Source organism: Hypericibacter adhaerens (genome assembly GCF_008728835.1).
In the GTDB taxonomy this organism is placed as follows: Bacteria; Pseudomonadota; Alphaproteobacteria; order Dongiales; family Dongiaceae; genus Hypericibacter; species Hypericibacter adhaerens.
The window spans coordinates 2,582,111-2,604,515 of record NZ_CP042582.1; the positions used below are offsets into that span (position 1 = coordinate 2,582,111).

Consider the following 22,405-nt stretch of genomic DNA (forward strand, 5'->3'; position numbering starts at 1 on the left):
CCTAGTCGCGAACCCCCTTCGGCCAGACCCCCGTCAGCCGATCAGGGTTCGGAAATGCTTGAAAATCTCCAGCGACACCAGGTCATTCCAGGTCGCAAAGACGAATAGCGTCAATACCATAGCCAACCCGATCCGCAAACCCCATTCCTCGGCTCTGGCGGAGAGGCGCCGGCCGCGCGCGGCTTCGGCCATGTAGAACACGAGATGCCCGCCATCGAGCATCGGTACCGGGAACAAATTGATCAGGCCGAGATTGATCGACAGCACGGCCGTGAAGGTGACCCAGGCCGGAAATCCGAGCTTGGCGACGTCGCCCGACATCTTGCCGATCCGCAGGATGCCGCCGAGCTCGCCGCTCGAGCGCGTGCCGACGATCATCTGCCACACGGCCTTGAGGATGTTGGAGGTGGCATTCGCGGTCTCGCGCAGCGCGGCTCCCGCCGCCTGCACAGGACCGTAATGGATGACTTCCGCGGTACCGTCGCTGCCGATCCCGAGGCGGCCGGCGCTGTGCTGGTTGCCGAAATTGTCGGTCAGCACGACGACATCGGGAACCGCGTGGAGGGTCATCGGCTGACCGTCGCGCACGAGGTCGATGGCCAGAGGCTCGTTGAGGCCGATCTCCACGGTACGCGCGATCTGATCGAAGCGCGTCACGCTCTGGCCATTGAGGCTGACGATCTTGTCGCCGGGCAGGATCCCTGCCCGTGCGGCGGCGCTGCCCTCGACGACCGTGCCGATCGTGGTCGAGGAAACCTGCTGGCCGTAGCTGGTGAAGAGGATGGCGAAGACGATGGCGGCGAAGACGTAGTTCGCCGCGGGACCGGCGACCACGATCGCCATGCGGCGGACCACCGGCTTGTGGAAGAAGGATACCGAGCGCTCGTGGGCGGTCATCGGCCGAGGCGCTTCGCCGGCCTCGGCATCCTCGCGGTCGCCGAACATCTTCACATAGCCGCCGAGCGGCAGGACCGAGACCTTCCAGCGGGTGCCATGGCCGTCGGTGAAGCCGAACAGCTCGGGGCCGAAACCGATCGAGAACACCTCGACCTTCACCCCGGCCCAGCGCGCGATCAGGTAATGGCCCAGCTCGTGGACGAAGACCACGACGGTCAGCACCGCGACGAAGCTGACGGGGTATTGCAGGACCGGCGGCAGGAAATCGAGCATCAAACAACCTCGGTTGCTCGTGACGTCATTGGCGGGGGGATCAATCTAGCGGAAAGGCGGCCGCGCACCGAACCCGTAAGCGCGAGGACACTAGGCTAAGGGCAAACCAACTGACAAGGGCTGAACAAGGGCCGCTTTGTGGTATAATATGAAAAATCAACCACTTATCTGAGGTCACGGCCAGTCGCTTGCAAGAGGTGCGACGCCGGTGACCAGCACGAATCCCGCAACCGCAAGGGCCACGGCCACCAGCCCGTCCACCCGGTCGAGCATGCCGCCATGGCCGGGGATCAGACCTGAACTATCCTTAACGCCGAAATGCCGCTTCACCGCGGATTCGAAGGCATCGCCGGCCTGCTCGATGAAGGCGAGCAGGAAGCTGAGGCAAGCGAGCGGCCAGGGGCTCGCCTGCCCGATCCACCGTGCGGCGACATAGCCGACGACCAGGGCGCCCAGCGCGCCCCCCGCCAGCCCCGCCCAGGTCTTGTTGGGCGAGATCCGGGGAATGAGCTTGGGCCCGCCGATGAGCTTTCCCGCCGCGTAGGCGGCGGTGTCGATCGCCCAGACCAGGATCAGCAGCCAGAGCAGCGTGGCGAGGCCGGCCTCGGGGATGTCGCGCAGCCACGCCAGGGACAACGCCGGCAGCGCCACATAGAGGATGCCGGCGGCGAGCCAGCCGGCATGAGAGGCGCCCTCCCGCATCCCGGCGGCCAGGCCCAGGAGCAAGGTTCCGCCGGCCAGGAGCCACAGGGCGAGATCGAGCCTTCCCGACAGCGGGAGCAGGACGACAACGGCCACCAGCGCCACCATCGCCCAGCCGATCGCACCCATGGATCCGCGGCTGGTCAGACGGCGCCATTCCCAGCCCATGGCGCCGGCGGCGATGGCGATCAGGATTGTCCAGACGGGATTGCCAAGCCAGAGCGCGCCCAGCACCACCGGCATCAGGACCAGCGCGGCCAGAGCACGCCGCGTCAGCGAGCCGACGGCGCCTGGCGCGCCGGAACCGGCGGGCGCCGTCACGCGGAACGGCCGTAGCGTCGTTCGCGCCCGCCGAACTCGTGGATGGCCGCTGCGAGGTCGTCCTTGCCGAAATCGGGCCAGAACTTGTCGACGAAGACCAGCTCCGCATAGGCCGACTGCCACAGCAGGAAGTTGCTGATGCGCTTCTCGCCGCTGGTTCGGATCACCAGATCTGGATCCGGCATGTCGGCCGTGAACAGGTAGTGCTGGATCAGGTTCTCGTCGATGCGCTCGGCCGAGAGACGTCCCTCGGCCACATCGAGCGCGATGCGCCGCGCCGCCGATGCGATCTCGGCCCGGCCGCCATAGGACAGCGCCATGGTAAGACGCATGCGAGCGTTGGCGCTGGTCAAGGCCTCGGCGCGCTCGATCAGGCGGACGATGGCGGGGCTCAGGCGCTGGCGGTCGCCGATGACCGACAGGCGGATCCCGTTGCGGTGCAGCTCTTCGACCTCGCGCTCCAGATAGAAGCGCAGGAGCTGCATGAGATCGTCGATCTCGGCCGTTGGGCGGCTCCAGTTCTCCGACGAGAACCCGAACAGCGTCAGATAGCCGATTCCCAGCTCCACGGCCCCCTGTACGGTGCGCCTCGCCGCCTCGGCGCCGCGCTGATGGCCGATCACGCGCGGCAGGCCGCGGGCCTTCGCCCAGCGACCGTTGCCGTCCATGATGATCGCGACGTGCAGCGGCGCAACCTGATCGGAGGATACGGGCAGAGGTTCCATACTCAGACCTGAAGGATCTCCTTCTCCTTCTGGGCGAGCGCCTCGTCCACCCGCTTGATATGGCCGTCGGTCATCTTCTGGACCTCGTCCGAGCGGTGGCGGTGATCGTCCTGGGAGATCTTGCCGTCCTTCTCCATCTTCTTCAGCTGATCCATGCCCTCGCGGCGCACATTGCGGACGGCGACGCGCGCCTGCTCCGCATATTTATGCGCGATCTTGGTGAGCTCCTGGCGCCGCTCCTGGCTGAGCTCCGGGATCGGGATGCGGACCAGCTGGCCGTCGGTCACGGGATTGAGGCCGAGGCCCGCCTCGCGGATGGCCTTCTCGACCGCGACCACCAGGCCGCGATCCCAGACCTGCACCGAGATCAGGCGCGGCTCCGGCACGTTGACATTGCCGACCTGGTTGATCGGCATGTCGCTGCCATAGGCCTTGACCACGACCTTGTCGAGCAGATGGGCCGAGGCGCGGCCGGTCCTGAGGCCGGAGAACTCGCGCTGCAACGCCTCCAGCGCGCTGTCCATGCGGCGACGGAGGTCATTCATCATGGCGTCAGGCACGGCTATACCTCGTCCGTAATGATCGTGAATTTGCCGCGTCCGGCGAGGACGTCGGCGAGCGCGCCATCCTTCTGCATCGAGAACACGACCACGGGAATCTTGCTTTCCCGGGCGAGCGAGATGGCGGAGGCGTCCATGACTTTGAGGTCCTTCGACAGGACCTCCAAATAGGTCAGGCGGTCGAAGCGCTTGGCATCGGGATGGAGCTTCGGGTCGGCGCTGTAGACGCCGTCGACCTTGGTGCCCTTCATCAGGGCCTGGCAGCCCAGCTCCGAGGCGCGCAAGGCGGCGGCCGTGTCGGTGGTGAAGAAGGGGTTGCCGGTGCCTGCCGCGCAGATCACCACGCGGCCCTTCTCCAGGTGGCGCTGCGCGCGCCGGCGGATATAGGGCTCGCAGACGGTGGACATCGGGATGGCGGAGAGCACGCGCGTCTGCACGCCCATGTTCTCGAGCGCGTTCTGCATCGCGAGCGCGTTGATGACGGTGGCGAGCATGCCCATGTAGTCGGCGCTCGCGCGCTGCATGCCCTGGGCGGCGCCGGCGATGCCGCGGAAGATATTGCCGCCGCCGATGACGAGGCAGAGCTCGAAACCGAGCCGGCTCGCGGCCGCCACCTCGCGCGCGGTGCGCTCGACCGTCGCCGGGTCCAGGCCGAACTCGCGCGAGCCCATCAGGGCCTCGCCGGACAGCTTCAGCAGAACGCGTCGGAAACGACCGGGAACGTCGGCGGGGGTGGCCTTCTTCGCGAGTTGCTCCGACATCGCTCCCTACCTCTTGGTCGTCCGGGCGGTCAACCGCCGGCGGCCGGGCGATTCGGGCCCGGGCCGCGCGGGATCATACACCAAGCGGCCTGCCGCGGCAGGCTTCCGGGCGGGCGATCCCGCAAGACCGCCCGCCGGCAACAGAGGTCCTCAATGGCCGAGCTGGGCCGCAACCTCCGCCGCGAAGTCCTTCTGCTCGCGTTCGATGCCCTCGCCCAGCGCCATCCGGACGAACCCGACCAGCTTCACCGGCGCGCCGACCGTCTTGGCGGCCTGTTCAACGATCTGCTTCACCCGGCTCTCGCCGTCGACGACATAGAGCTGCTCCAGCAGCACCACGTCCTCGTAGTATTTCCGCAAGCGGCCTTCGACCATCTTGGCGATGATCTCCTCCGGCTTGCCCGACGCCCGCGCCTGCTCTGCCAGGATCGAGCGCTCGCGCTCGAGCTGCTTCGGGTCGACCTCGGCGATGGTCAGCGCCTGCGGGTTGGCCGCGGCCACATGCATGGCGAGCTGCTTGCCGAGCGCCGTCAGCTTCTCCTTGTCGCCGGTGGATTCCAGGCCCACCAGCACGCCGATCTTGCCAAGGCCGGGAACGGTCGCGTTGTGGACATAGCTGGCCACGATGCCCTGCCCCACCTTTACCTCGGCCGCACGGCGCAGATTCATGTTCTCGCCGATCGTGGCGATCAATTGCGTCAATTTCTCGGCCACGGATTTGCCTTCGCCGGGATAGGCCTGCTGGGCGAGGGCCGCGATATCGGCGCCCTTGGCGGCGGCGATCGCCGTCACCTTGCGGACGAAATCCTGGAACTGCTCGTTGCGCGCCACGAAATCGGTCTCGGCATTGACCTCGACCACGGCGCCGTGCGTGCCTTCGGCGGCCACGCCGACGAGGCCCTCGGCCGCGACGCGGCCGGACTTCTTGGCGGCCGCGGCCAGGCCCTTCTTGCGCAGCCAGTCGACCGCCTGCTCCAGATCGCCGGCCGTCTCGTTCAGCGCCTTCTTGCAGTCCATCATCCCTGCGCCGGTCTTTTCGCGCAGTTCCTTCACCAGCGCTGCGGATACCTCAGCCATGTGATTCCTCGTCTCGTCTATCGGTTGGTGCGTAGGCCCGGCGGGCGACGCGAAGGCCAGGAGCCGGCCTTGGCGTCGCCCCGCCGTCGCGAAAATCAGGCGGAGGGCTGGGCCTCGTCCTGGCCGGCCGACGGCAGCTGCTCGGCCGGCACCTGCTCGGCCTCGCCGACATCGGCGCCGGTGGCGATGGCCTCGGCCTGAAGACCGTCGAGGACGGCATCCGAGACGAGATCGCAATACATCGCGATCGCGCGCGTGGCGTCGTCATTCCCCGGGATCGGGTAGGTGATGTTCGCCGGATCGGAGTTGCTGTCGACCACGGCCGCGACCGGAATGCCCAGCTTGCGGGCCTCGGCGACGGCGATGGCTTCCTTGTTGGTGTCGATGATGAAGAGGATGTCCGGACGGCCGCCCATCTCCTTGATCCCGCCCAGCGCCCGCTCCAGCTTGTCGCGCTCGCGCGTCAGCTGCAGCAGCTCCTTCTTGGTGAAGCCCTGGCCGCCCTCGGCCAGCTTCTCGTCGAGCTCGCGCAGCCGCTTGATCGAGTTGGAGATGGTCTTCCAGTTCGACAGCATGCCGCCGAGCCAGCGGTGATTGACGTAATACTGGCCGCAGCGCTTGGCCGCCTCGGCGATCTTGTCGGAGGCCGGCCGCTTGGTGCCGACGAAGAGCACGCGCCCGCCGCCCGCGACCACGTCGCGGACCGCCTGCAGCGCCTGATAGAGCATCGGCACGGTCTGCTCGAGATCGAGGATATGGACGCCATTGCGGACGCCGAAGATGTACGGCGCCATCTTCGGATTCCAGCGGCGGGTGTGATGGCCGAAATGAACGCCAGACTCCAGGAGCTGGCGCATGGTGAAAGTCGGCATTGCCATGCGAGATACTTCCTTTTCCGGTTAGACCTCCGCGGGGCCGGGGAGACCGGAGGATCGGGCGAGCCGACCTCAGGCACCGGAGCGACGGACGGGATTTCTCCCCGCCCTGCCGCAAGCCCGCGCGTGTGGATTTGCGCGCCGGTTTTTAGCGATAAGCCCGCCGGAACGCAAGCTTAGCCCTGTCGCAGGGGCCAGGACGGCGGAGCGGCCACGGTCAAATATGAAAAAGGTCTATTATCATATTGAATTATATCGATATTATTTCGAAATCTGAGATTCCAGGTCAGATCTCCTGAACGTCGACGATTCCGGGAATGGCCTTGATCGCCGCCCGGGCCTGGGCCGACAGGGCGAAGGTCTCCTTCAGCGACATCTCGACCTCGTGGTCCCGGTCCAGTTCCAGCACCAGGGCCACCCGGCTCCGCCCCCGCCCCTGGCGCGCCAGGACGCTCTTCAGGCTCTCGACCGGCTTGGGGTCGTTCAGGAACACCCGGAGGCCCACGGCGGCCTGGGCGGCCGCCTGGTCGAGCGACACGATCGACTGGGCCGTCAGGCGGTAGCTCTCCTCCTCGACCCGGACATCGACCGTGACCAGGAGCGCCTTGCCCGGCTCCATCAGCTCGCGCGCGGCGGCCAGGGTTTCCGAGAACACCGTGACCTCGTACATGCCGCTGGCGTCGGTGAGCTGCAGGAAGGCGAAGCGATTGCCCTTGGCCGAGGTCCGCTCCTGCTTGCCCACCACGATGCCGGCGAGCTTGGCCCGGTTGGTGGGCCGCCCCGTGAGCCAGCCGCCCAGACCGCCATAACGGACCGCGTCAAGCCGCTTCAGCGTGGTCTCGTAAGCGTCGAGCGGATGGGCCGACAGATAGAAACCGATCGCCTCGAACTCATGCTGCAGCCGGTCGATCGCGGGCCAATCGGGAATGTCGGGCAGCTGCAGCCGCGGCGGTTCGACCATGCCGCCGCCGAACAGGCTGACCTGGGCGCTGGTGCGCTCCTCGGCCGCCACGGTGGCGTGGCGCAGCACCTGCTCCACCGCCTCGAACACGCGCCGGCGGTTCGCGGAGAGGCGATCGAAGGCGCCCGCGGATGCCAGGCTCTCGAGCTGGCGCTTGTTCAGATGCTTGTGGTCGATCCGGCGCGAGAAATCGGCCAGGTCCTTGAAGGGGCCGTTGGCCTCCCGCTCCGCGACCATGGCCTCGATGGCACCGGCACCGACATTGCGGATGGCGGCGAGCGCGTAGCGGATGGCGAGCGCGCCGGTCTCGTCGCGCTCGACGGTGAAGCCCGCGCGCGACCGGTTGATGTCTGGCGGCAGAAGCTTGATCTTCAGCCGCTCGAGCTCCTGGCGGAACACGTTGAGCTTGTCGGTGTTCCCCATGTCGTAGGTCATGGAGGCCGCGAAGAACTCGACCGGATGGTTGGCCTTGAGCCAGGCCGTCTGGTAGGCGACCAGCGCATAGGCCGCGGCATGGCTCTTGTTGAAGCCGTAGCCGGCGAACTTCTCGACCTGCTCGAAGATCTGCACGGCCTTGGCCTCGGCGACGCCGCGCTTCTTGGCGCCCTCGACGAAATCCTTCCGCTGGGCGTCCATCTCGGCCTTGATCTTCTTGCCCATGGCGCGGCGCAGCAGATCGGCGCCGCCCAGGCTGTAGCCCGAGAGCTCCTGCGCGATCTGCATCACCTGCTCCTGGTAGATCATGATCCCGAAGGTCTCCTTGAGGATTCCCTCGAGCGCCGGGTGCAGATAGTCCGGCTGCTCCTGGCCATGCTTGCAGGCGATGTAGTTCGGGATGTTGTCCATCGGGCCGGGGCGGTAGAGCGCCACGACCGCGATGATGTCCTCGAAACGGTCGGGCTTCATCTTGCGCAGCACGTCGCGCATGCCCGAACTTTCAAGCTGGAACACGCCCGTGGTCTCGCCCCGCCCCATCTGCTCGTAGCTCCTGGGGTCGTCCAGCGGCAGGTTGGCGAGATCCAGCTCCACGTTGCGCTCCCTGAGGAGCTCGCAGGCGCGCTGCAGCACCGTCAGGGTCTTGAGGCCGAGGAAGTCGAATTTCACCAGCCCGGCCTGCTCGACATATTTCATGTTGAACTGGGTCACGGGCATGTCGGAGCGCGGGTCGCGATAGAGCGGCACCAGCTCCACCAGCGGCCGGTCGCCGATCACGACGCCCGCCGCATGGGTCGAGGCGTGGCTGTAAAGCCCTTCGAGCTTGATACCGACGTCGATCAGCCGCTCGACCTGCGGGTCGTCGTCGCGCATCTGCTGGAGCAGCGGCTCGCCCGCGACCGCTTCCGGGATCGAGACCGGCTTGGCCGGGTTGTTCGGCACCATCTTGCAGATGCGATCGACCTGGCCGTAAGGCATCTGCAGGGCCCGGCCGACCGAGCGCAGCGCCGCGCGGGCCTGCAGCTTGCCGAAGGTGATGATCTGCGCGACCCGGTCGCGGCCGTATTTCCCCTGGACGTAGCGGATCACCTCGTCGCGCCGGTCCTGGCAGAAATCGATGTCGAAGTCCGGCATCGACACGCGCTCGGGATTGAGGAAGCGCTCGAACAGGAGCTTCCAGCGCAACGGGTCGAGATCGGTGATGGTGAGCGACCAGGCGACCACCGAACCGGCGCCCGAACCGCGCCCCGGCCCCACCGGGATGCCTTCGCGCTTGGCCCATTGGATGAAGTCGGCGACGATCAGGAAATAGCCGGCGAAGCCCATGCGGTTGATGACATCGAGCTCGAACTCGAGCCGCTGGCGATAGGGCTTGGCGCGTTCCTCGCGCTGCTCGGCGGTTTCGCCCGCCGGCGCGCCGGTCTCCATGCGCTGCGCGAGCCCGAGCTCGGCCTGGCGCCGCAGCTCCATCTCGGCAGCCTCGCCGTTGGGACCGGTGAAAGGCGGCAGGATCGGTTTGCGCGGGCTCGGCATGAAGGCGCAGCGCTGCGCGATCACGAGCGTGTTGTCGATCGCCTCGGGCAGGTCGGCAAAGAGCGCGCGCATCTCGGCGGCGCTCTTGAAACGGTGCTCGGGCGTCTCGCGCCGGCGCTGGGCCTCGCCGACATAGCTGCCGGCGGCGATGCAGAGCAGCGTGTCATGCGCCTCGTACATCGCGCTGTCGGCGAAGAAGACGTCGTTGGTGGCCACGAGCGGCAGGTTCCGCGCATAGGCCATGTCGAGCAGGGCGGGCTCGATCCGCCGCTCCAGCGGCAGCCCGTGGCGCTGCAGCTCGACATAGAGACGGCCGGGAAACAGCCGCTCCAGGGCCGCGAGCGCCTCCGCCGCCGCCGGCGTCTGGCCGTCGCCGAGCAGGCGCCCGACGGCGCCGTGGGTCCCGCCCGTCAGCGCGATCAGCCCGTCGCTGGCGCCCTCGAGCTGTGCCAGGGTCAGCTGCGGCTCGCTGCCGGGCTCGCCCTCGAGGAACGAATGGCTCACCAGCCGCATCAGGTTGGCATAGCCGTTTTCGTTCTGGACCAGCAGCACCAGCTTGTCGGGGACGACCCGATGGCCGGGCCGAGCCGCGCCGCCTTCGGCCGTCTCCCGGCGGATATTGAGCTGGCAGCCGACGATCGGCTGCACACCCGCATCCTTGGCCGCAAGCGCGAACTCGAGCGCGCCGAAGAGGTTGCCGCTGTCGGTGATGGCCACCGCCGGCATGGCGTTCTTCTTGCACAGCTCGACGAGCTGCTTGATCTTGAGCGCGCCTTCCGAAAGCGAATAGGCGGAATGGGTGCGCAGATGGACGAAATCGGCGTGAGGCATGAGCCCAGGATGGCATGGCCGGTCGGTGGCTGCCAGAGGACCGGCAGGCGCCGGCGCGAAACCGGCGGACGGCCTGCCCGATCCGTCTTCCGCCTGACGGTTCGCCACGGAGTCCCGATGCCCGCGATGGACGACTCGGGAGAATGAGCTTGCTCGCGCTGGCCATGCAGAACCAGGTGATCCGGGCCGGTGGCCAACCGTTGCGCCTGGGCGCGTGGCGCGCGCACGACAGCGAGCTGCAGCGGCGGTTCTCGGATGCCGGGGCTGCGGAGGAGAGCAACCATGTCTGGCTTTTTCGCTATCTCCTGACCGGCTTCCTCGAATGGCGCTCGGCCGATGGCGCGCGGGCCTTCTATCCCGGCCTGCCCAGCAATCACGGCGCCGATCTCGATGCGATCGAAGGCTTCAGCCGCTTCGCGCCTCTGATCGGCGCCTGGCTTGCCGCGGGGCGGTCCTCGACGGTCGAGACGCTGGAGGGAAAGCCCATCGATCTGCCGGCGCTGCTGCTCGAGGGTTTCACGGCCGGCACCGATCCCGGCGGTCCCGGCTATTGGGGCGTTCCGACCAAAACCGATCAGCGGATCTGCGAGGCCGCCGATATCGCGCTTGCGCTATGGCTGTCGCGCGACGCGGTCTGGCCGGGGCTCGACAGCGCGCAGCAAGGCCGCATCTTCGACTGGCTCGGCGTCCTCGCCTCGCTCAGGGTCCATGACAACAACTGGCATCTCTTCACCGTCATCATCGTGTTGACGCTGGCGAAGCTCGAGGCCGGGACCCTGCCGCCCGGCGGGCGGACTCACTATGCCCGGGTGCGGGAGTTTCATCTGGGCCAGGGCTGGTTCGCGGATGGGAACCCGCTGCAGATCGACTATTACAACGCCTGGGGATTCCATTATCCCCTCTTCTGGGTCGGAGAGCTGGCGCCCCAGCTCGATCCCACCTTCCTGGCGACCTGCCTCCAGGAATTCGCGGCGGGCTACAAGTTCCTCATCTCGCCCCGGGGACTGCCCATGATCGGCCGCAGCGTGACCTACCGCTTGGCCGTGCCGGCGCCGCTGATCGCCGCGCAGCGCCGGTATCCGGACGTCATCGCGCCGGGCCTGGCACGCCGGGCCCTGGCGGCGGTGTGGGCGCATTTCGTGGCTTGCGGCGCGTTGCGCGCCGGAATCGTGACGCAAGGCTACGAAGCCTCGGAACCCGCCCTGCTCGATCCCTACTCCGGACCGGCGAGCCCGCTCTGGTCGCTGCGCTCGCTGATCCTGGCACTCTATGAGCCGTCTTCGGCCCCGTTCTGGACCGCGCCGCTGCAACCGCTGCCGATCGAGGAGAAGGACTACACCCTCTCTCTCCCGCCGATCGGATGGGAGATCGAGGGCCGCCGATCGACCGGCGAGATCGTCATTCGGCGCAGCGGGGAAATCGCGGAGGATCCCTTCATCCCCGCTCCCGTTCCGGCGCGCTGGCACCCCCTGTTCGGCCGGCCATTGCCCCGGCCGGCCAATTTCCGGGCGCGCTATCTCCGGCGCGAATACAGCTCCGCCCAGCCGTTCTGGCGAAACCCGGCCTAGGCCCGGCCGAGCTCGCCGTCGCGGATGGTGATGATGCGGTCCATCCGTGCCGCCAGATCGAGATTGTGCGTGGCGATCAGCGCCGCCAGGCCCAGCTCGTGCACCAGCCGCGCCAGCAGCGCGAACACGTCGCCCGCCGTGTGCGGATCGAGATTGCCCGTGGGCTCGTCCGCGAGCAGCAGCGCCGGCTTGTTCGCCAGGGCGCGCGCGATCGCGACCCGCTGCTGCTCGCCGCCCGACAGCTCCGCCGGCCGGTGGCGCTCGCGCTGGGAGAGGCCGACTTGGCCCAGCAGCTCGCGCGCCCTCGCCTCCGCCACGCGCCGGCGCGTGCCCGCAATCATCTGCGGGATCACGATGTTCTCCAGCGCCGAGAATTCCGGCAGGAGGTGATGGTACTGGTAGACGAAGCCGATGGTCATGCGGCGCACCGCCGTGCGCTCGGATTCCGACATGGCGGCCGCGTCGTGGCCCGCGATCTCGATCCGCCCCGCCTCGGCCGGTTCGAGCAGGCCGCAGATATGGAGCAGCGTCGATTTCCCCGAGCCGGAAGGGCCGATCATCGCCACCATCTCGCCACGGGCGACCTCGAGGCTGGCGCCGAGGATCACCTCGATGCGCGTGGCACCCGCACCGAAGCCGCGCTTCACATCCTGCAGCCGCAGGATGGGTCCCGATGCGCGCGAGGCGTCACTCATAGCGGAGCGCCTCGACCGGATCGAGCCTGGCCGCGCGCCAGGAGGGATAGAGCGTCGCCAGCAGCGAGAGGCCCAGCGCCATGACGACCACGGCGATGACCTCGTTCCAGTCGATCACGGCCGGCAGCTTGGAAAGGAAATAGATCTCCGGCGAGAAGAGCTGGGTGCCGGTGAGCTTCTGCAGCCACTGGCGGATGGTCTCGATGTTCTCGCAGAAGGCGAGGCCCAGCACGAAGCCGAAGCCCGTGCCGACGATCCCGATGCTGGCGCCGGTCATGAGGAAGATGCGCATGATCATGCCGCGCGTGGCACCCATGGTGCGCAGGATCGCGATCGCACGGCCCTTGTCCTTCACCAGCATGATCTGGCCCGAGATGATGTTGAAGGCCGCGACGATGATGATCAGGGTCAGGATGATGAACATCACGTTGCGTTCGACCTGGACCGCATTGAAGAAGCTGGAATTGGCGCCCTGCCAGTCGTAGATCCGGTAGGGCGAGCCCAGGCGGATATAGAGCTCGCGCAGCGGCGCCGACATGCGGTCGGGATTCTGCACCATGACCTCGAGCGCGTTGACCGCCTGCGGCAGCTTGAAATAGAGCTGCGCCGCTTCCATCGGCACATAGGCGAAGCTGCTGTCGTATTCGTACATGCCGATATCGAAGAGGGCCACGACCTTGTAGGTCTTCATGCGGGGGATGGCGCCCATGAGCGTGGTCTGCCCCTGCGGCGTGACCAGCGTCACCTGACCGCCCACCGAGACTCCCATGCGCGCGGCCAGCCGGGAGCCCAGCGCGATCACGTCGGTGCCATGGAAATCGTCGAGCGTGCCGGCGACGATATGGTCGGCGATGACCTTGTGCTTGCGCAGGTCCTCGAGGTCCATGCCGTGGACCAAGGCGCCCGCCGCCTGCTCGCCCGCGGTCATCATCACCTGGCCCTCGATCATCGGCGTCACGGAGGCGATCTGGGGGATCCCGCGGATCGCGTCGGCGACGCCTTGATAATCCAGGATCGGACCGTTGGCCGCCATGACGGTGGCATGCCCGTTGATGCCCAGGATCCGCGACAACAGCTCCTCGCGGAATCCGTTCATCACCGACATGACGATGATGAGGGTCGCCACGCCCAGCCCGATCCCCAACAGCGAGAAGCCGGCGATGACCGAGATGAACCCTTCGCGGCGGCGCGCGCGCAGATAGCGCATCGCCATCATGCGTTCGAAGGCGGAGAACATGAAGTGCCGGCTCCCTGCCCTGTCCGCGATCAGAGGCCGAGCTTGGAGAGCGCGGAATCGAGCGACAGCTCCTGCTTCTCGCCGGTGGCGCGCCGCTTGAGCTCGACGGTGCCGCTGGCGAGCCCGCGCGGGCCCACCACCAGCTGCCAGGGCAGGCCGATCAGGTCCATGGTCGCGAACTTGGCACCGGCCCGCTCGTCGCGGTCGTCGTAGAGCACCTCGATCCCGGCGGCACGCAGCTTGGCATAGATCTCGTCGCAGAACTTCGCCGCCGCCGGGTCCGTGACCTTGAGGTTCACGAGCCCGACATGGAACGGCGCCACGCTGTCCGGCCAGATGATGCCGGCATCGTCGTGGCTGGCCTCGATGATGGCGCCCACCAGGCGCGAGACGCCGATGCCGTAGGAACCCATCTGGACGTAGGTCATCTCGCCATTGGGCCCGCTGACCTTGGCGCCGAGCGGCTCGGAATATTTCGTGCCGAAATGGAAGATATGCCCGACCTCGATGCCGCGCGCCTCGGCGCGGCGGTCGGCCGGGATCGCCTCGTAGCGCACCGGATCGTGCTTCTCGTCGGTCGCGGCATAGACGCCGGTCCAGCTCTGCACGATCGGCTCGAGGTCGCTGTCGAAATCGACCTCCAGCGCCAGCACGTCGCGCTCGATCAGGTCCTTGTGGCAATAGACCTGGCTCTCGCCGGTCTCGGCCAGGATGATGAACTCGTGGCTGAGATCGCCGCCGATGGGGCCGGTGTCGGCGGCCATCGGAATGGCCTTGAGCCCCATCCGCGCATAGGTCCGCAGGTAGGACACGAACATCTTGTTGTAGGCCCGGCGCGCGGCCGCATAGTCGATGTCGAAGGAATAGGCGTCCTTCATCAGGAACTCGCGTCCGCGCATCACGCCGAAGCGGGGCCGCACCTCGTCGCGGAACTTCCACTGGATGTGATAGAGCAGCTTGGGCAGCTCCTTGTAGCTGCGCACCTCGTTCGCGAAGATGTCGGTGATCAGCTCCTCGTTGGTCGGGCCGTAGAGCATCTCGCGATCGTGGCGGTCGGTGATGCGCAGCATCTCCTTGCCGTAATCCCCGTAGCGCCCGGACTTCTTCCAGAGGTCGGCCGACTGGATGGTCGGCATCAGCACCTCCTGGCAGCCGGCCAGGTCCTGCTCCTCGCGGACGATCTGCTCGATGCGCTTCAGCACCCGGAACCCCAGCGGGAGCCACGAATAGATCCCGGCGCTGGCCTGGCGGATCATGCCGGCGCGCAGCATCAGCTGATGCGAGACGATCTGCGCCTCGGCGGGCGTTTCCTTGAGGGTGGGCAGAAAATATCTCGTCAGCCGCATTGAACGTCCTTGGCTAGAGCGGGGGAGCCTTGGGGACCCTGGTCCCCGGCGCGCGTCAAGGCCGGGCCGGTCCCGCATCGGAAATGGGTCGGGACTGTAGGCAATGGCCCCCGCCCTGTCCATGGCGCGAGGCCCGCCCGTCCGGTCCCAGAGGACGGGACGATCTTGTCGAAAGGATGGCTGGTGCCGGGATTAGCGGGTCTGGCCGAGGCCGCGGGCACAGGCCTCGGCGAGGGCGTCCGCTTCGGGATCGCCCAGGGGCCGGCCGTTGAAAGTGACGTTGCCGTTGAGATCGGCGACCACGATCCCGATCTGGGCGTCCCCTTCGAAGAGCGGCGAGTTGGCGGGGATGTGATAGCGGTCCTGCAGATCGACATCGATCGGGATCGCGATCAGCGGCGGCAGGTTGAGCTGCTGATTCGAGCCCGGCAGATCGGCTGGCGCCACCGGGTTGCCATAGGCGTCGACGCCCGGCTCGTAGGCGACGCCGGGCGGCTGGCGATACTTGACAAGGGCCTCGCAATCCTCCCTCTTCAAAGTCAGTTGCGGCTCGCCGGCCATGAGGGGCGGGGACCCCGGGGCGGAAAGACCCAGGAGGGCGAGCAGGAGCAACCGGGGGATGCGAGCGGACCAGCGCGGCATGCCGGAAGGTTGGCGCCGGGGGATTAAGAAACCCTCACCCGGCGACCGCCGCGGCGCTTCGGCCTGGGCAACCGCTCGGCGCATATAAGGGGCTACCATGCTTGAAAAACTGTTCGACCTCACGGCGCACGGCACCACCGTGCGGCGCGAAATCCTGGCCGGCGTCACGACCTTCCTGACCATGGCTTATATCATTTTCGTCAATCCGGGGATCCTGTCCGAGGCGGGGATGGATCACGGCGCCGTCTTCGTCGCGACCTGCCTGGCCGCCGCCTTCGGCAGCGCCTTCATGGGCCTGTTCGCGAACTACCCGATCGCGCTGGCGCCCGGCATGGGCCTCAACGCCTACTTCACCTACGCCGTCGTCAAGAGCATGGGCTACACATGGCAGATCGCGCTAGGCGCTGTCTTCCTGTCGGGCATCCTGTTCCTGATCCTCAGCATCCTGCCGGTGCGCGAATACATCATCAACGCCATCCCCAAGAGCCTGAAGATGGCGATCTCGGCCGGCATCGGCCTCTTCCTCGCCATCATCGGCCTGAAGGAGATGGGCGTCGTCGTCGCGGACCCCGCGACCTTCGTGACCCTGGGGCCGCTGACCAGCTGGCCGGTGATCCTGGGCTCGCTCGGCTTCGTGCTGATGGCGGCGCTCGATTCCAGGCGCGTGCCGGGCGCCATCATCATCGCGATCCTGCTGGTGACGGCCATCGGGGTGGCGCTGGGCGTCAGCCCGGCGCAGGGCGTGTTCTCCCTGCCGCCCAGCATCGCGCCGACCTTCCTGGCGATGGATATCGGCGGCGCCTTCAATCTCGGCCTCGCCGCGATCGTCTTCACCTTCCTCTTCGTCGACCTGTTCGACAATACCGGCACCCTGATCGGCGTCGCGCATCGTGCCGGGCTCCTCGACAAGGAGGGCAAGCTGCCGCGCATCGGCAAGGCGCTGATCGTCGACAGCAGCTCGGCCATGGTGGGGGCGGCCCTCGGCACCTCGACCACGACCAGCTACATCGAGAGCGCGTCGGGCGTGCGCGCCGGCGGCCGCACCGGATTGACCGCGGTCGTGGTGGCGATCCTGTTCCTGGCCGCCCTCTTCCTCTCGCCGCTGGCGGGAACGGTCCCCGCCTATGCCACGGCGCCGGCGCTGATCTTCGTCGCCTGCATCATGACCCGCGGCCTGACGGAGGTGGATTGGGAGGATGTCACCGAGTATGCGCCCGCGGTGGTGACCGCGATCGCCATGCCGCTGACCTTCTCGATCGCGAACGGCATCGCCTTGGGCTTCATCACCTATGCGGCGATCAAGCTGGTGGCGGGCCGCTGGCGCGAGATCCATCCGGCGGTCGCAATCCTGGCGATTGCCTTCATCTTGAAGTTCGCGCTGATCTGAGGCCGCGTGAGCCCCGCGGGCCGGTGCCGGAAGGGCGCCGGCCCGCTTGGTTTTTGAGCGCCTTGCACCGGGCGTTGCCCGCCCCGGCGGCAGCGTTCGGAATGACGAAAATCGCGTGACGACAACGAGAAACTCCCATATATTTCAATTGTGGTCGAACCGCCGGTTTCACCGGCGCGGCCCAGGTTCTGGGAGATGAGGGAGCGCCGAAGGCGCCCCGACGGTGGAAGCGCCAGCCCCAAATGGCGCGAGCCGCAAGGGATGGCACAGGAACCGAAGGCGAGCCGGGCAACCAGCTCGCTTTTTTTTGCCCGGAATCCAAGCTCATCCAGTATCCGGGAAACAGGCCCTAAGTAATTGTATTAACTATACCTGCCGATCCCTGCCGACGGCAGGCCGAGGCCTTAAGGCTCCTTAAAGCCGCGCGGGCGATAGTGGCCCCATCTTCAGCTTCCGACAGGCGACCCATGAAGGCGGCTGCCGAGCCCTGCATCGAGACCGGGGCGGCGATTCCCGAAGGAATCGCCCGGCCCGTTTCCATTGTTGCGACGCCGCCGGCTCGCCAGCCCGCCCTGTGATCGCGCCCGCCGACGCCCATGAACGCCGCCCCCGCCCGAGACGCGCTTCCCGATCCCGCCGCCTATGAGCGGGAGAAGAACCGCGCGGCCAATGCCGATCCGGCCGTGCGGCGCGAGCTGGCGCGCGAGCCGACGGTGCGGCCCGAGATCCTCTATTACCTGGCGAGCGACAGCGCCGCCGCCGTGCGCCGCGAGATCGCCACCAACCCGAGAACGCCGATCCAGGCCGACCTGCTGCTGCTCGAGGATCCCGACGAGCAGGTCCGGGCCGATCTGGCGCGGAAGGTGGCGCGTCTCCTGCCCGACCTCGGGCCGGACGCGCAGGCCCGCGTCCGGGACCGCATCGTCGAGATGGTGCGGGTGCTTGCGCGCGACGAGGTCGCCCGCATCCGCGCCATCGTCGCCGAGGCCCTGAAGAGCGCCGACAACGCGCCGCTGGACGTGATCCAGGCCCTGGCCCGCGATGTCGAGATCGGCGTCTGCACGCCGGTGCTGCGCTTCTCTCCCCTGCTGTCGGACGAGGATCTCCTGGCGATCATCGCCGCGCCGCCGGTCAAGGGCGCAACGCAGGCGATCGCGCAGCGCGAGGGACTCGGCAGCGCCCTGTCGGATGCGATCGCCGATGTCGGCGACGAGGCGGCGATCACCGCGCTCCTGGCCAACCCCTCGGCGCAGATCCGCGACGAGACGCTCGATCAGCTGGTCGACCGGGCGCCCGCCCATCCCCGCTGGCATCCGCCCCTGGTCGACCGCCCCGCCCTTCCCGCCCGGATCGTCGCCCGCATCGCCGTCTTCGTGGCGGCGACGTTGTTGTGGCGCCTCGACCAGCGCCAGGACCTCGATCCGGCCGCGCGCGATGCGGTGGCGGCCGCGGTCCAGCAGCGGCTTGCCGAACCCGACGTGGCGGCGGCGGTGGGGAAGAAGGAAAGCGCCGAGGACCGCGCGAAGAGGCTCCAGCAGCAGGGCAAGCTCGACGAGGCGAGCGTCGCGGCGGCGCTCGACAATGGCGACCGCGCCTTCGCGATCGCGGCGCTGGGGCTGTTGAGCGGGCTTGGCAGCGCGCTTGTCGGCAAGATCCTCTCGGCTCGCGGCGCCAAGGGCGTCGTGGCCCTGGCCTGGAAGGCGGGCATGAGCCCGCGCTTCGCGACCCAGATCCAGCTGCGGCTGGCCGGCATCCCGCCCAAGCAGATGCTGCAGACCCGGGGCGCCGCGGGCTGGCCGATGAACCCGGACGAGATGGCCTGGCATCTCGACTTCTTCGGCGGCTGACGCCCGCTTTCGCCTCAGGCCTTGCGCGCCCAGGCCGGCTTGAGCTTCACGATCCGCTTATGGACCGGGCAGTCGTCCCGGTGCGCGCCGGGCAGATAGCCCAGGCTCATCAGGAATTCGCCCACGATCTCGCCGCCGGTGAAGCGGAAGGTCTTCTTGAAGAGCTTGACCCATTCTTCCTTGCTCAGCGGATGGTGCGCATCGAGCCACCCGGCGAAGGAGCCGTGGCTTTCGCGCAGCGCCTGGATCCGCTGCGCATTCTCGATCGCCGCCTCGATCTTGAGCCGGTTGCGGATGATGCCGGCATCCTTGAGCAGCCGCGCCTTGTCGCGCGCCTTGAAGGCGGCGACCCTGTCGACATCGAAGCCCGCATAGGCCGCCTTGAAGGCCTCGCGCTTCTTCAGGATCGTCAGCCAGGACAGGCCGGCCTGATTGATCTCCAGCACGAGCCGCTCGAACAGGATGGTCTCGTCCTTGCTGGGGAAGCCGTATTCGCTCTCGTGATAGGGGCCGTGGAACGGATGGCCGGGGGCGACGTCGCAATAGCTGCTCATGGAAAGCCTCGCTCAGCCGGCCCGGAACGAAATCAGGTTGGAGCGCTGCAGGAAATAGAAACCGATCCAGATCACGGCCGAGATCAGCGTGGTGACGATGGCCTTCTTCACCAGCAGCGGGCGCGCCGGCGCGCTGTCGGCATGGCCCGGTTCGGTCTTCTCCGACACATGGACGCCCCAGGGCAGTACGGCAAAGAGCACCGTCCACCAGATGATCAGATAGACGACGATGCCGGTGACGGGGCTCATACCTGCTCCAACTCGATCAGCGTGCCGACGAAATCCTTGGGATGGAGGAACAGCACCGGCTTGCCATGGGCGCCGATCTTGGGGTTGCCGTCGCCCAGCACCCGCGCGCCCTGCGCCTTGAGCCGGTCGCGGGCGGCGAGGATGTCCTCCACCTCGAAGCACAGATGGTGCATGCCGCCCGAGGGGTTGCGCTCCAGGAAGGAAGCGATCGGCGAGGCGTCGCCCAGCGGGTGCAGCAGCTCGATCTTGGTGTTGGGCAGCTCCACGAACACGACGGTGACGCCGTGCGCGGGCTCGGGCTGGGGCGGCGACACCTTCGCGCCCAGCGTATCCCGGTAGGTCTTGGCGGCCGCCTCCAGGTCGGGGACGGCGATCGCCACATGGTTGAGGCGTCCGATCACGGGGTTCTGGTTCCTGTCTTGATAGGCCGTTGGGAGTCTGCCCGAAGCCTCGCAAGGCTCCAAGAGGCCTAGAGCCGCACCAGATGAACCTCGGTCAGCGGCTTCTTTCCATGGAGATTCTGCAAGGTCTTGCGGATGGCAAGCCGGGCCGCCTCCTTGACGGTCGCATCGCTCTTCCGATCGGCAGGCCGGAGCTTGACCAGGGCGGTGCGCACGGCATCGGCGGCATCCTCCCGGGCCTCCCCCATCTCGTCGGGCTCCAGCAGCCCCTGGATCGCGATCTGGGGCTCGGCGGCCAGGAGCCCGGTCTCGTCCAGCACCAGGGTCGCGACCGCGGTGCCGTTATGGAGCATGCGGTGGCGCAGCCGCATGGCCTCGCCGTCGAGCGACATCAGCACCTTGCCGTCGAGGCCCAGCCGGCCGGAAGGCACCTCCCCGATCTTGCGGGCCGGACCGGGTGCCAGGCGGATCACGTCGCCGTTGGTCGAGAGCACGGATTGCGGCACCTGACAGTCCTCCGCCAGGCGCGCATGGGCCGCGAGATGCCGGTACTCGCCATGGACCGGCACGGCGATCTGCGGGCGCACCCATTGATACATGGCGATGAGCTCGTCGCGGGCCGGGTGGCCCGAGACATGGATGGCATTGTCGCGCTCGGTCACGATCTCGACGCCGAGCTTGGCGAGATCGTTCTGCAGCCGGCCGATCGCGCGGTCGTTGCCGGGAATGACCCGCGAGGAGAAGAGCACGGCGTCGCCGGCCTCGAGCATGACCGCCGGATGCTCGCCTCGGGCGATGCGGGCCAGGGCCGACCGCGGCTCGCCCTGGCTGCCCGTGCAGAGCAGTACCACCTTGTCGCGCGGCAGGAACCCCGCATCGTGTTCGCTGACGAATTCGGGCAGGTCGGCCAGATAGCCCGTCTCGCGTGCCGCCTTGTTGATGCGCCAGAGCGAGCGGCCGACCAGCGCCGCATGGCGGTCGTGATGGGCCGCGGCCCGGGCGACGCTCTCGAGCCGCGCCACGTTGGAGGCGAAGCAGGCGACCGCGATCCGCCCCTGGAACCGCCCCATCATCTCGGTCAGGTTGGCCCGGACCAGCGATTCCGAGCCCGAATGGCCCGGCACGAGCGCGTTGGTGGAATCGCACACCATCGCCAGCACGCCTTCCGCCCCCAGCTTCTTGAGCGCCGCCTCGTCGGTGACCTCGCCCACCAGCGGGTCGGGATCGAGCTTCCAGTCGCCGGTGTGGAGCACCGTGCCGCAGGGCGTGCGGATCGCGACGGCGTTGGGCTCGGGGATGGAATGGGTCAGCGTGATGAATTCGAGATCGAACGGCCCCACCTTGAACCGGCCGGAGAGCGGAACCTCGACGATCTCGGCCTCCTCCTCGATCCCGGACTCCACCAGCTTGCGGCGCAGGACCGACGCCGTGAAGGGCGTCGCATAGATCGGGCAGCCGAGATCGGGCCAGAGATAGGGCACGGCGCCGATATGGTCTTCATGCGCATGGGTAAGGACCAGTCCCGAAAGCCGGTCGCGATTGTCCTCGATGAAGCTGGGATCGGGCATGATCACCTCGATCCCCGGCGTCGCGTCGTCGCCGAAGGTGACGCCGAGATCGACCATGAGCCATTGGCCGGCATGACCATAGAGGGTGAGGTTCATGCCGATCTCGCCAGCCCCGCCCAAGGGCAGGAACAGGAGCTCGTCGGCGCCGGGTGGCTCGATCATCGGCGGCCGGCGTTGCCGCGCCCGTTATTGCGACGGTAGATCTCGACCAGGCCGCGCATGGTGATCTCGGGCTCGAGCCGCTCGATCGTCGGCGTGTTGCCGTGGAACAGCGGCGCCAGGCCACCGGTGGCGATGACGCGCATGGGCTTGCCCCACTCCTCGCGGATGCGCGCCACGACACCTTCGATCAGGCTGATATAGCCCCAATAGACGCCGGCCTGCATGGCGCCCAGCGTGTTCTTGCCGATCACGCGCGGCGGCTTCTCGACCGCGATGCGCGGCAGCTTGGCGGTGGCGCCGTGCAGCGCCTCCAGGCTCAGATTGATGCCCGGCGCGATCACGCCGCCGCAATAGTCGCCCGATTCCGCGATCACATCGAAGGTGGTGGCGGTTCCGAAATCCACCACGATCAGGGATTCGTCCGGCACCAGCAGATGGCCGCCCACGGCGTTGGCGAGCCGGTCGGCTCCGACTTCCTCCGGACGGTCCATCAGCACCTTGATGCCGAGATCGATCCCCGGATCGCCGACAACGACGGGATCGGTGCGGAAATACTTGTCGCAGAGCTGGCGCAGGTTGAAGAGCGTCGGCGGCACCACCGTCGCGATCACGGTGCCGTCGATGTCCTTGGTGCGGAGGCCGGCATGTCCCATCAGCTGGTCGAGCCAGACCAGATATTCGTCGGCGGTCCGCGCCGGGCTGGTATGGAGCCGCCAGTCGCCGCGCAGACGGTCGCCGTCATAGACAGCGAACTTGACGTTGGTGTTGTTGGCATTGACGGCGAGCAGCATGACCGCC

The 22,405-nt window shown here is 67.6% G+C and carries 20 protein-coding genes; 3 read left to right on the forward strand and 17 right to left on the reverse strand.

Features of this window, described 5'->3' with window-relative positions; genetic code table 11:
- Nucleotides 1-33: 33 nt before the first annotated feature.
- From rseP to dnaE, 8 genes are all read right to left on the reverse strand, one after another.
- Nucleotides 34-1,170, reverse strand: coding sequence for an RIP metalloprotease RseP (gene rseP, locus FRZ61_RS11305; protein ID WP_151117609.1), 1,137 nt, complete (start codon nt 1,168-1,170; stop codon nt 34-36).
- Between the two features lie 174 nt (nt 1,171-1,344).
- Nucleotides 1,345-2,193, reverse strand: a complete 849-nt coding sequence (locus FRZ61_RS11310; RefSeq protein ID WP_225309215.1) for a phosphatidate cytidylyltransferase — start codon at nt 2,191-2,193, stop codon at nt 1,345-1,347.
- Nucleotides 2,190-2,918, reverse strand: a complete 729-nt coding sequence (locus tag FRZ61_RS11315) for an isoprenyl transferase (protein ID WP_151117611.1) — start codon at nt 2,916-2,918, stop codon at nt 2,190-2,192. Before FRZ61_RS11315 ends, FRZ61_RS11310 begins: the two co-directional genes overlap by 4 nt.
- Before the next feature lie 2 nt (nt 2,919-2,920).
- The gene (frr, locus tag FRZ61_RS11320) at nt 2,921-3,463 is read right to left on the reverse strand and encodes a ribosome recycling factor (RefSeq protein ID WP_151120793.1); all 543 of its coding nucleotides are present in this window, start codon (nt 3,461-3,463) and stop codon (nt 2,921-2,923) included.
- 17 nt (nt 3,464-3,480) lie between these two features.
- On the reverse strand, nt 3,481-4,239 hold the full coding sequence (gene pyrH, locus FRZ61_RS11325) for a UMP kinase (protein WP_151117613.1): 759 nt from the start codon (nt 4,237-4,239) through the stop codon (nt 3,481-3,483).
- 150 nt (nt 4,240-4,389) lie between these two features.
- Nucleotides 4,390-5,316 (reverse strand): translation elongation factor Ts, encoded by a 927-nt coding sequence (gene tsf, locus FRZ61_RS11330; RefSeq protein WP_151117615.1) that lies wholly within the window; start codon nt 5,314-5,316, stop codon nt 4,390-4,392.
- A gap of 95 nt (nt 5,317-5,411) precedes the next feature.
- Nucleotides 5,412-6,194: a 30S ribosomal protein S2 gene (gene rpsB / locus FRZ61_RS11335; protein ID WP_151117618.1), complete on the reverse strand. Its 783-nt coding sequence runs from the start codon at nt 6,192-6,194 to the stop codon at nt 5,412-5,414.
- A gap of 283 nt (nt 6,195-6,477) precedes the next feature.
- Nucleotides 6,478-9,951 (reverse strand): DNA polymerase III subunit alpha, encoded by a 3,474-nt coding sequence (gene dnaE / locus FRZ61_RS11340; protein ID WP_151117621.1) that lies wholly within the window; start codon nt 9,949-9,951, stop codon nt 6,478-6,480.
- A 143-nt stretch (nt 9,952-10,094) separates the two neighbouring features.
- Here dnaE and FRZ61_RS11345 point away from each other — a divergent pair, with 143 nt between their 5' ends.
- The gene (locus tag FRZ61_RS11345) at nt 10,095-11,519 is read left to right on the forward strand and encodes a DUF2264 domain-containing protein (RefSeq protein WP_191909397.1); all 1,425 of its coding nucleotides are present in this window, start codon (nt 10,095-10,097) and stop codon (nt 11,517-11,519) included.
- On the opposite strand, the gene FRZ61_RS11350 is transcribed toward FRZ61_RS11345, so the two are convergent.
- From FRZ61_RS11350 to FRZ61_RS11365, 4 genes are all read right to left on the reverse strand, one after another.
- Nucleotides 11,516-12,214 carry an ABC transporter ATP-binding protein gene (locus FRZ61_RS11350; protein WP_151117625.1) on the reverse strand — a complete coding sequence of 233 codons (699 nt, stop codon included), beginning with the start codon at nt 12,212-12,214 and terminating at the stop codon, nt 11,516-11,518. The genes FRZ61_RS11345 and FRZ61_RS11350 overlap by 4 nt on opposite strands.
- The gene (locus tag FRZ61_RS11355; RefSeq protein ID WP_151117627.1) at nt 12,207-13,451 is read right to left on the reverse strand and encodes a lipoprotein-releasing ABC transporter permease subunit; all 1,245 of its coding nucleotides are present in this window, start codon (nt 13,449-13,451) and stop codon (nt 12,207-12,209) included. The genes FRZ61_RS11350 and FRZ61_RS11355 overlap by 8 nt, the downstream gene beginning before the upstream one ends.
- A 29-nt stretch (nt 13,452-13,480) precedes the next feature.
- Nucleotides 13,481-14,797 (reverse strand): proline--tRNA ligase, encoded by a 1,317-nt coding sequence (proS, locus tag FRZ61_RS11360; protein WP_151117629.1) that lies wholly within the window; start codon nt 14,795-14,797, stop codon nt 13,481-13,483.
- A 192-nt stretch (nt 14,798-14,989) separates the two neighbouring features.
- Entirely contained in the window at nt 14,990-15,358 is a 369-nt protein-coding gene (locus tag FRZ61_RS11365; RefSeq protein ID WP_151117632.1) for a hypothetical protein, read from the reverse strand.
- Nucleotides 15,359-15,536: 178 nt separating this feature from the next.
- Here FRZ61_RS11365 and FRZ61_RS11370 point away from each other — a divergent pair, with 178 nt between their 5' ends.
- Nucleotides 15,537-16,826 (forward strand): NCS2 family permease, encoded by a 1,290-nt coding sequence (locus FRZ61_RS11370; RefSeq protein ID WP_151117640.1) that lies wholly within the window; start codon nt 15,537-15,539, stop codon nt 16,824-16,826.
- A gap of 596 nt (nt 16,827-17,422) precedes the next feature.
- Entirely contained in the window at nt 17,423-18,673 is a 1,251-nt protein-coding gene (locus FRZ61_RS11375) for a DUF2336 domain-containing protein (RefSeq protein ID WP_151117642.1), read from the forward strand.
- A gap of 14 nt (nt 18,674-18,687) precedes the next feature.
- On the opposite strand, the gene FRZ61_RS11380 is transcribed toward FRZ61_RS11375, so the two are convergent.
- The 5 genes from FRZ61_RS11380 to FRZ61_RS11400 form a co-directional block, all read right to left on the reverse strand.
- Nucleotides 18,688-19,227 carry a DNA-3-methyladenine glycosylase I gene (locus FRZ61_RS11380; RefSeq protein WP_151117644.1) on the reverse strand — a complete coding sequence of 180 codons (540 nt, stop codon included), beginning with the start codon at nt 19,225-19,227 and terminating at the stop codon, nt 18,688-18,690.
- Between the two features lie 12 nt (nt 19,228-19,239).
- Nucleotides 19,240-19,476, reverse strand: coding sequence for a DUF1467 family protein (locus FRZ61_RS11385; protein WP_151117646.1), 237 nt, complete (start codon nt 19,474-19,476; stop codon nt 19,240-19,242).
- Nucleotides 19,473-19,877, reverse strand: a complete 405-nt coding sequence (gene mce, locus FRZ61_RS11390) for a methylmalonyl-CoA epimerase (protein ID WP_151117649.1) — start codon at nt 19,875-19,877, stop codon at nt 19,473-19,475. The genes FRZ61_RS11385 and mce overlap by 4 nt, the downstream gene beginning before the upstream one ends.
- Nucleotides 19,878-19,945: 68 nt before the next feature.
- Nucleotides 19,946-21,607, reverse strand: a complete 1,662-nt coding sequence (locus tag FRZ61_RS11395; RefSeq protein ID WP_151117651.1) for a ribonuclease J — start codon at nt 21,605-21,607, stop codon at nt 19,946-19,948.
- Entirely contained in the window at nt 21,604-22,398 is a 795-nt protein-coding gene (locus FRZ61_RS11400) for a type III pantothenate kinase (RefSeq protein WP_151117653.1), read from the reverse strand. The genes FRZ61_RS11395 and FRZ61_RS11400 overlap by 4 nt, the downstream gene beginning before the upstream one ends.
- Between the last annotated feature and the right edge of the window lie 7 nt (nt 22,399-22,405).

Excerpts from the sequence above, each read along its gene's own strand:
- rseP (WP_151117609.1), bottom strand. The coding sequence starts at position 1,170 with ATGCTCGATTTCCTGCCGCCGGTCCTGCAATACCCCGTCAGCTTCGTC.
- FRZ61_RS11315 (WP_151117611.1), bottom strand. The coding sequence starts at position 2,918 with ATGGAACCTCTGCCCGTATCCTCCGATCAGGTTGCGCCGCTGCACGTC.
- frr (WP_151120793.1), bottom strand. The coding sequence starts at position 3,463 with ATGAATGACCTCCGTCGCCGCATGGACAGCGCGCTGGAGGCGTTGCAG.
- pyrH (WP_151117613.1), bottom strand. The coding sequence starts at position 4,239 with ATGTCGGAGCAACTCGCGAAGAAGGCCACCCCCGCCGACGTTCCCGGT.
- tsf (WP_151117615.1), bottom strand. The coding sequence starts at position 5,316 with ATGGCTGAGGTATCCGCAGCGCTGGTGAAGGAACTGCGCGAAAAGACC.
- rpsB (WP_151117618.1), bottom strand. The coding sequence starts at position 6,194 with ATGGCAATGCCGACTTTCACCATGCGCCAGCTCCTGGAGTCTGGCGTT.
- dnaE (WP_151117621.1), bottom strand. The coding sequence starts at position 9,951 with ATGCCTCACGCCGATTTCGTCCATCTGCGCACCCATTCCGCCTATTCG.
- FRZ61_RS11345 (WP_191909397.1), top strand. The coding sequence starts at position 10,095 with ATGAGCTTGCTCGCGCTGGCCATGCAGAACCAGGTGATCCGGGCCGGT.
- FRZ61_RS11350 (WP_151117625.1), bottom strand. The coding sequence starts at position 12,214 with ATGAGTGACGCCTCGCGCGCATCGGGACCCATCCTGCGGCTGCAGGAT.
- FRZ61_RS11355 (WP_151117627.1), bottom strand. The coding sequence starts at position 13,451 with ATGTTCTCCGCCTTCGAACGCATGATGGCGATGCGCTATCTGCGCGCG.
- proS (WP_151117629.1), bottom strand. The coding sequence starts at position 14,797 with ATGCGGCTGACGAGATATTTTCTGCCCACCCTCAAGGAAACGCCCGCC.
- FRZ61_RS11365 (WP_151117632.1), bottom strand. The coding sequence starts at position 15,358 with ATGGCCGGCGAGCCGCAACTGACTTTGAAGAGGGAGGATTGCGAGGCC.
- FRZ61_RS11370 (WP_151117640.1), top strand. The coding sequence starts at position 15,537 with ATGCTTGAAAAACTGTTCGACCTCACGGCGCACGGCACCACCGTGCGG.
- FRZ61_RS11375 (WP_151117642.1), top strand. The coding sequence starts at position 17,423 with ATGAACGCCGCCCCCGCCCGAGACGCGCTTCCCGATCCCGCCGCCTAT.
- FRZ61_RS11380 (WP_151117644.1), bottom strand. The coding sequence starts at position 19,227 with ATGAGCAGCTATTGCGACGTCGCCCCCGGCCATCCGTTCCACGGCCCC.
- FRZ61_RS11385 (WP_151117646.1), bottom strand. The coding sequence starts at position 19,476 with ATGAGCCCCGTCACCGGCATCGTCGTCTATCTGATCATCTGGTGGACG.
- FRZ61_RS11395 (WP_151117651.1), bottom strand. The coding sequence starts at position 21,607 with ATGATCGAGCCACCCGGCGCCGACGAGCTCCTGTTCCTGCCCTTGGGC.
- FRZ61_RS11400 (WP_151117653.1), bottom strand. The coding sequence starts at position 22,398 with ATGCTGCTCGCCGTCAATGCCAACAACACCAACGTCAAGTTCGCTGTC.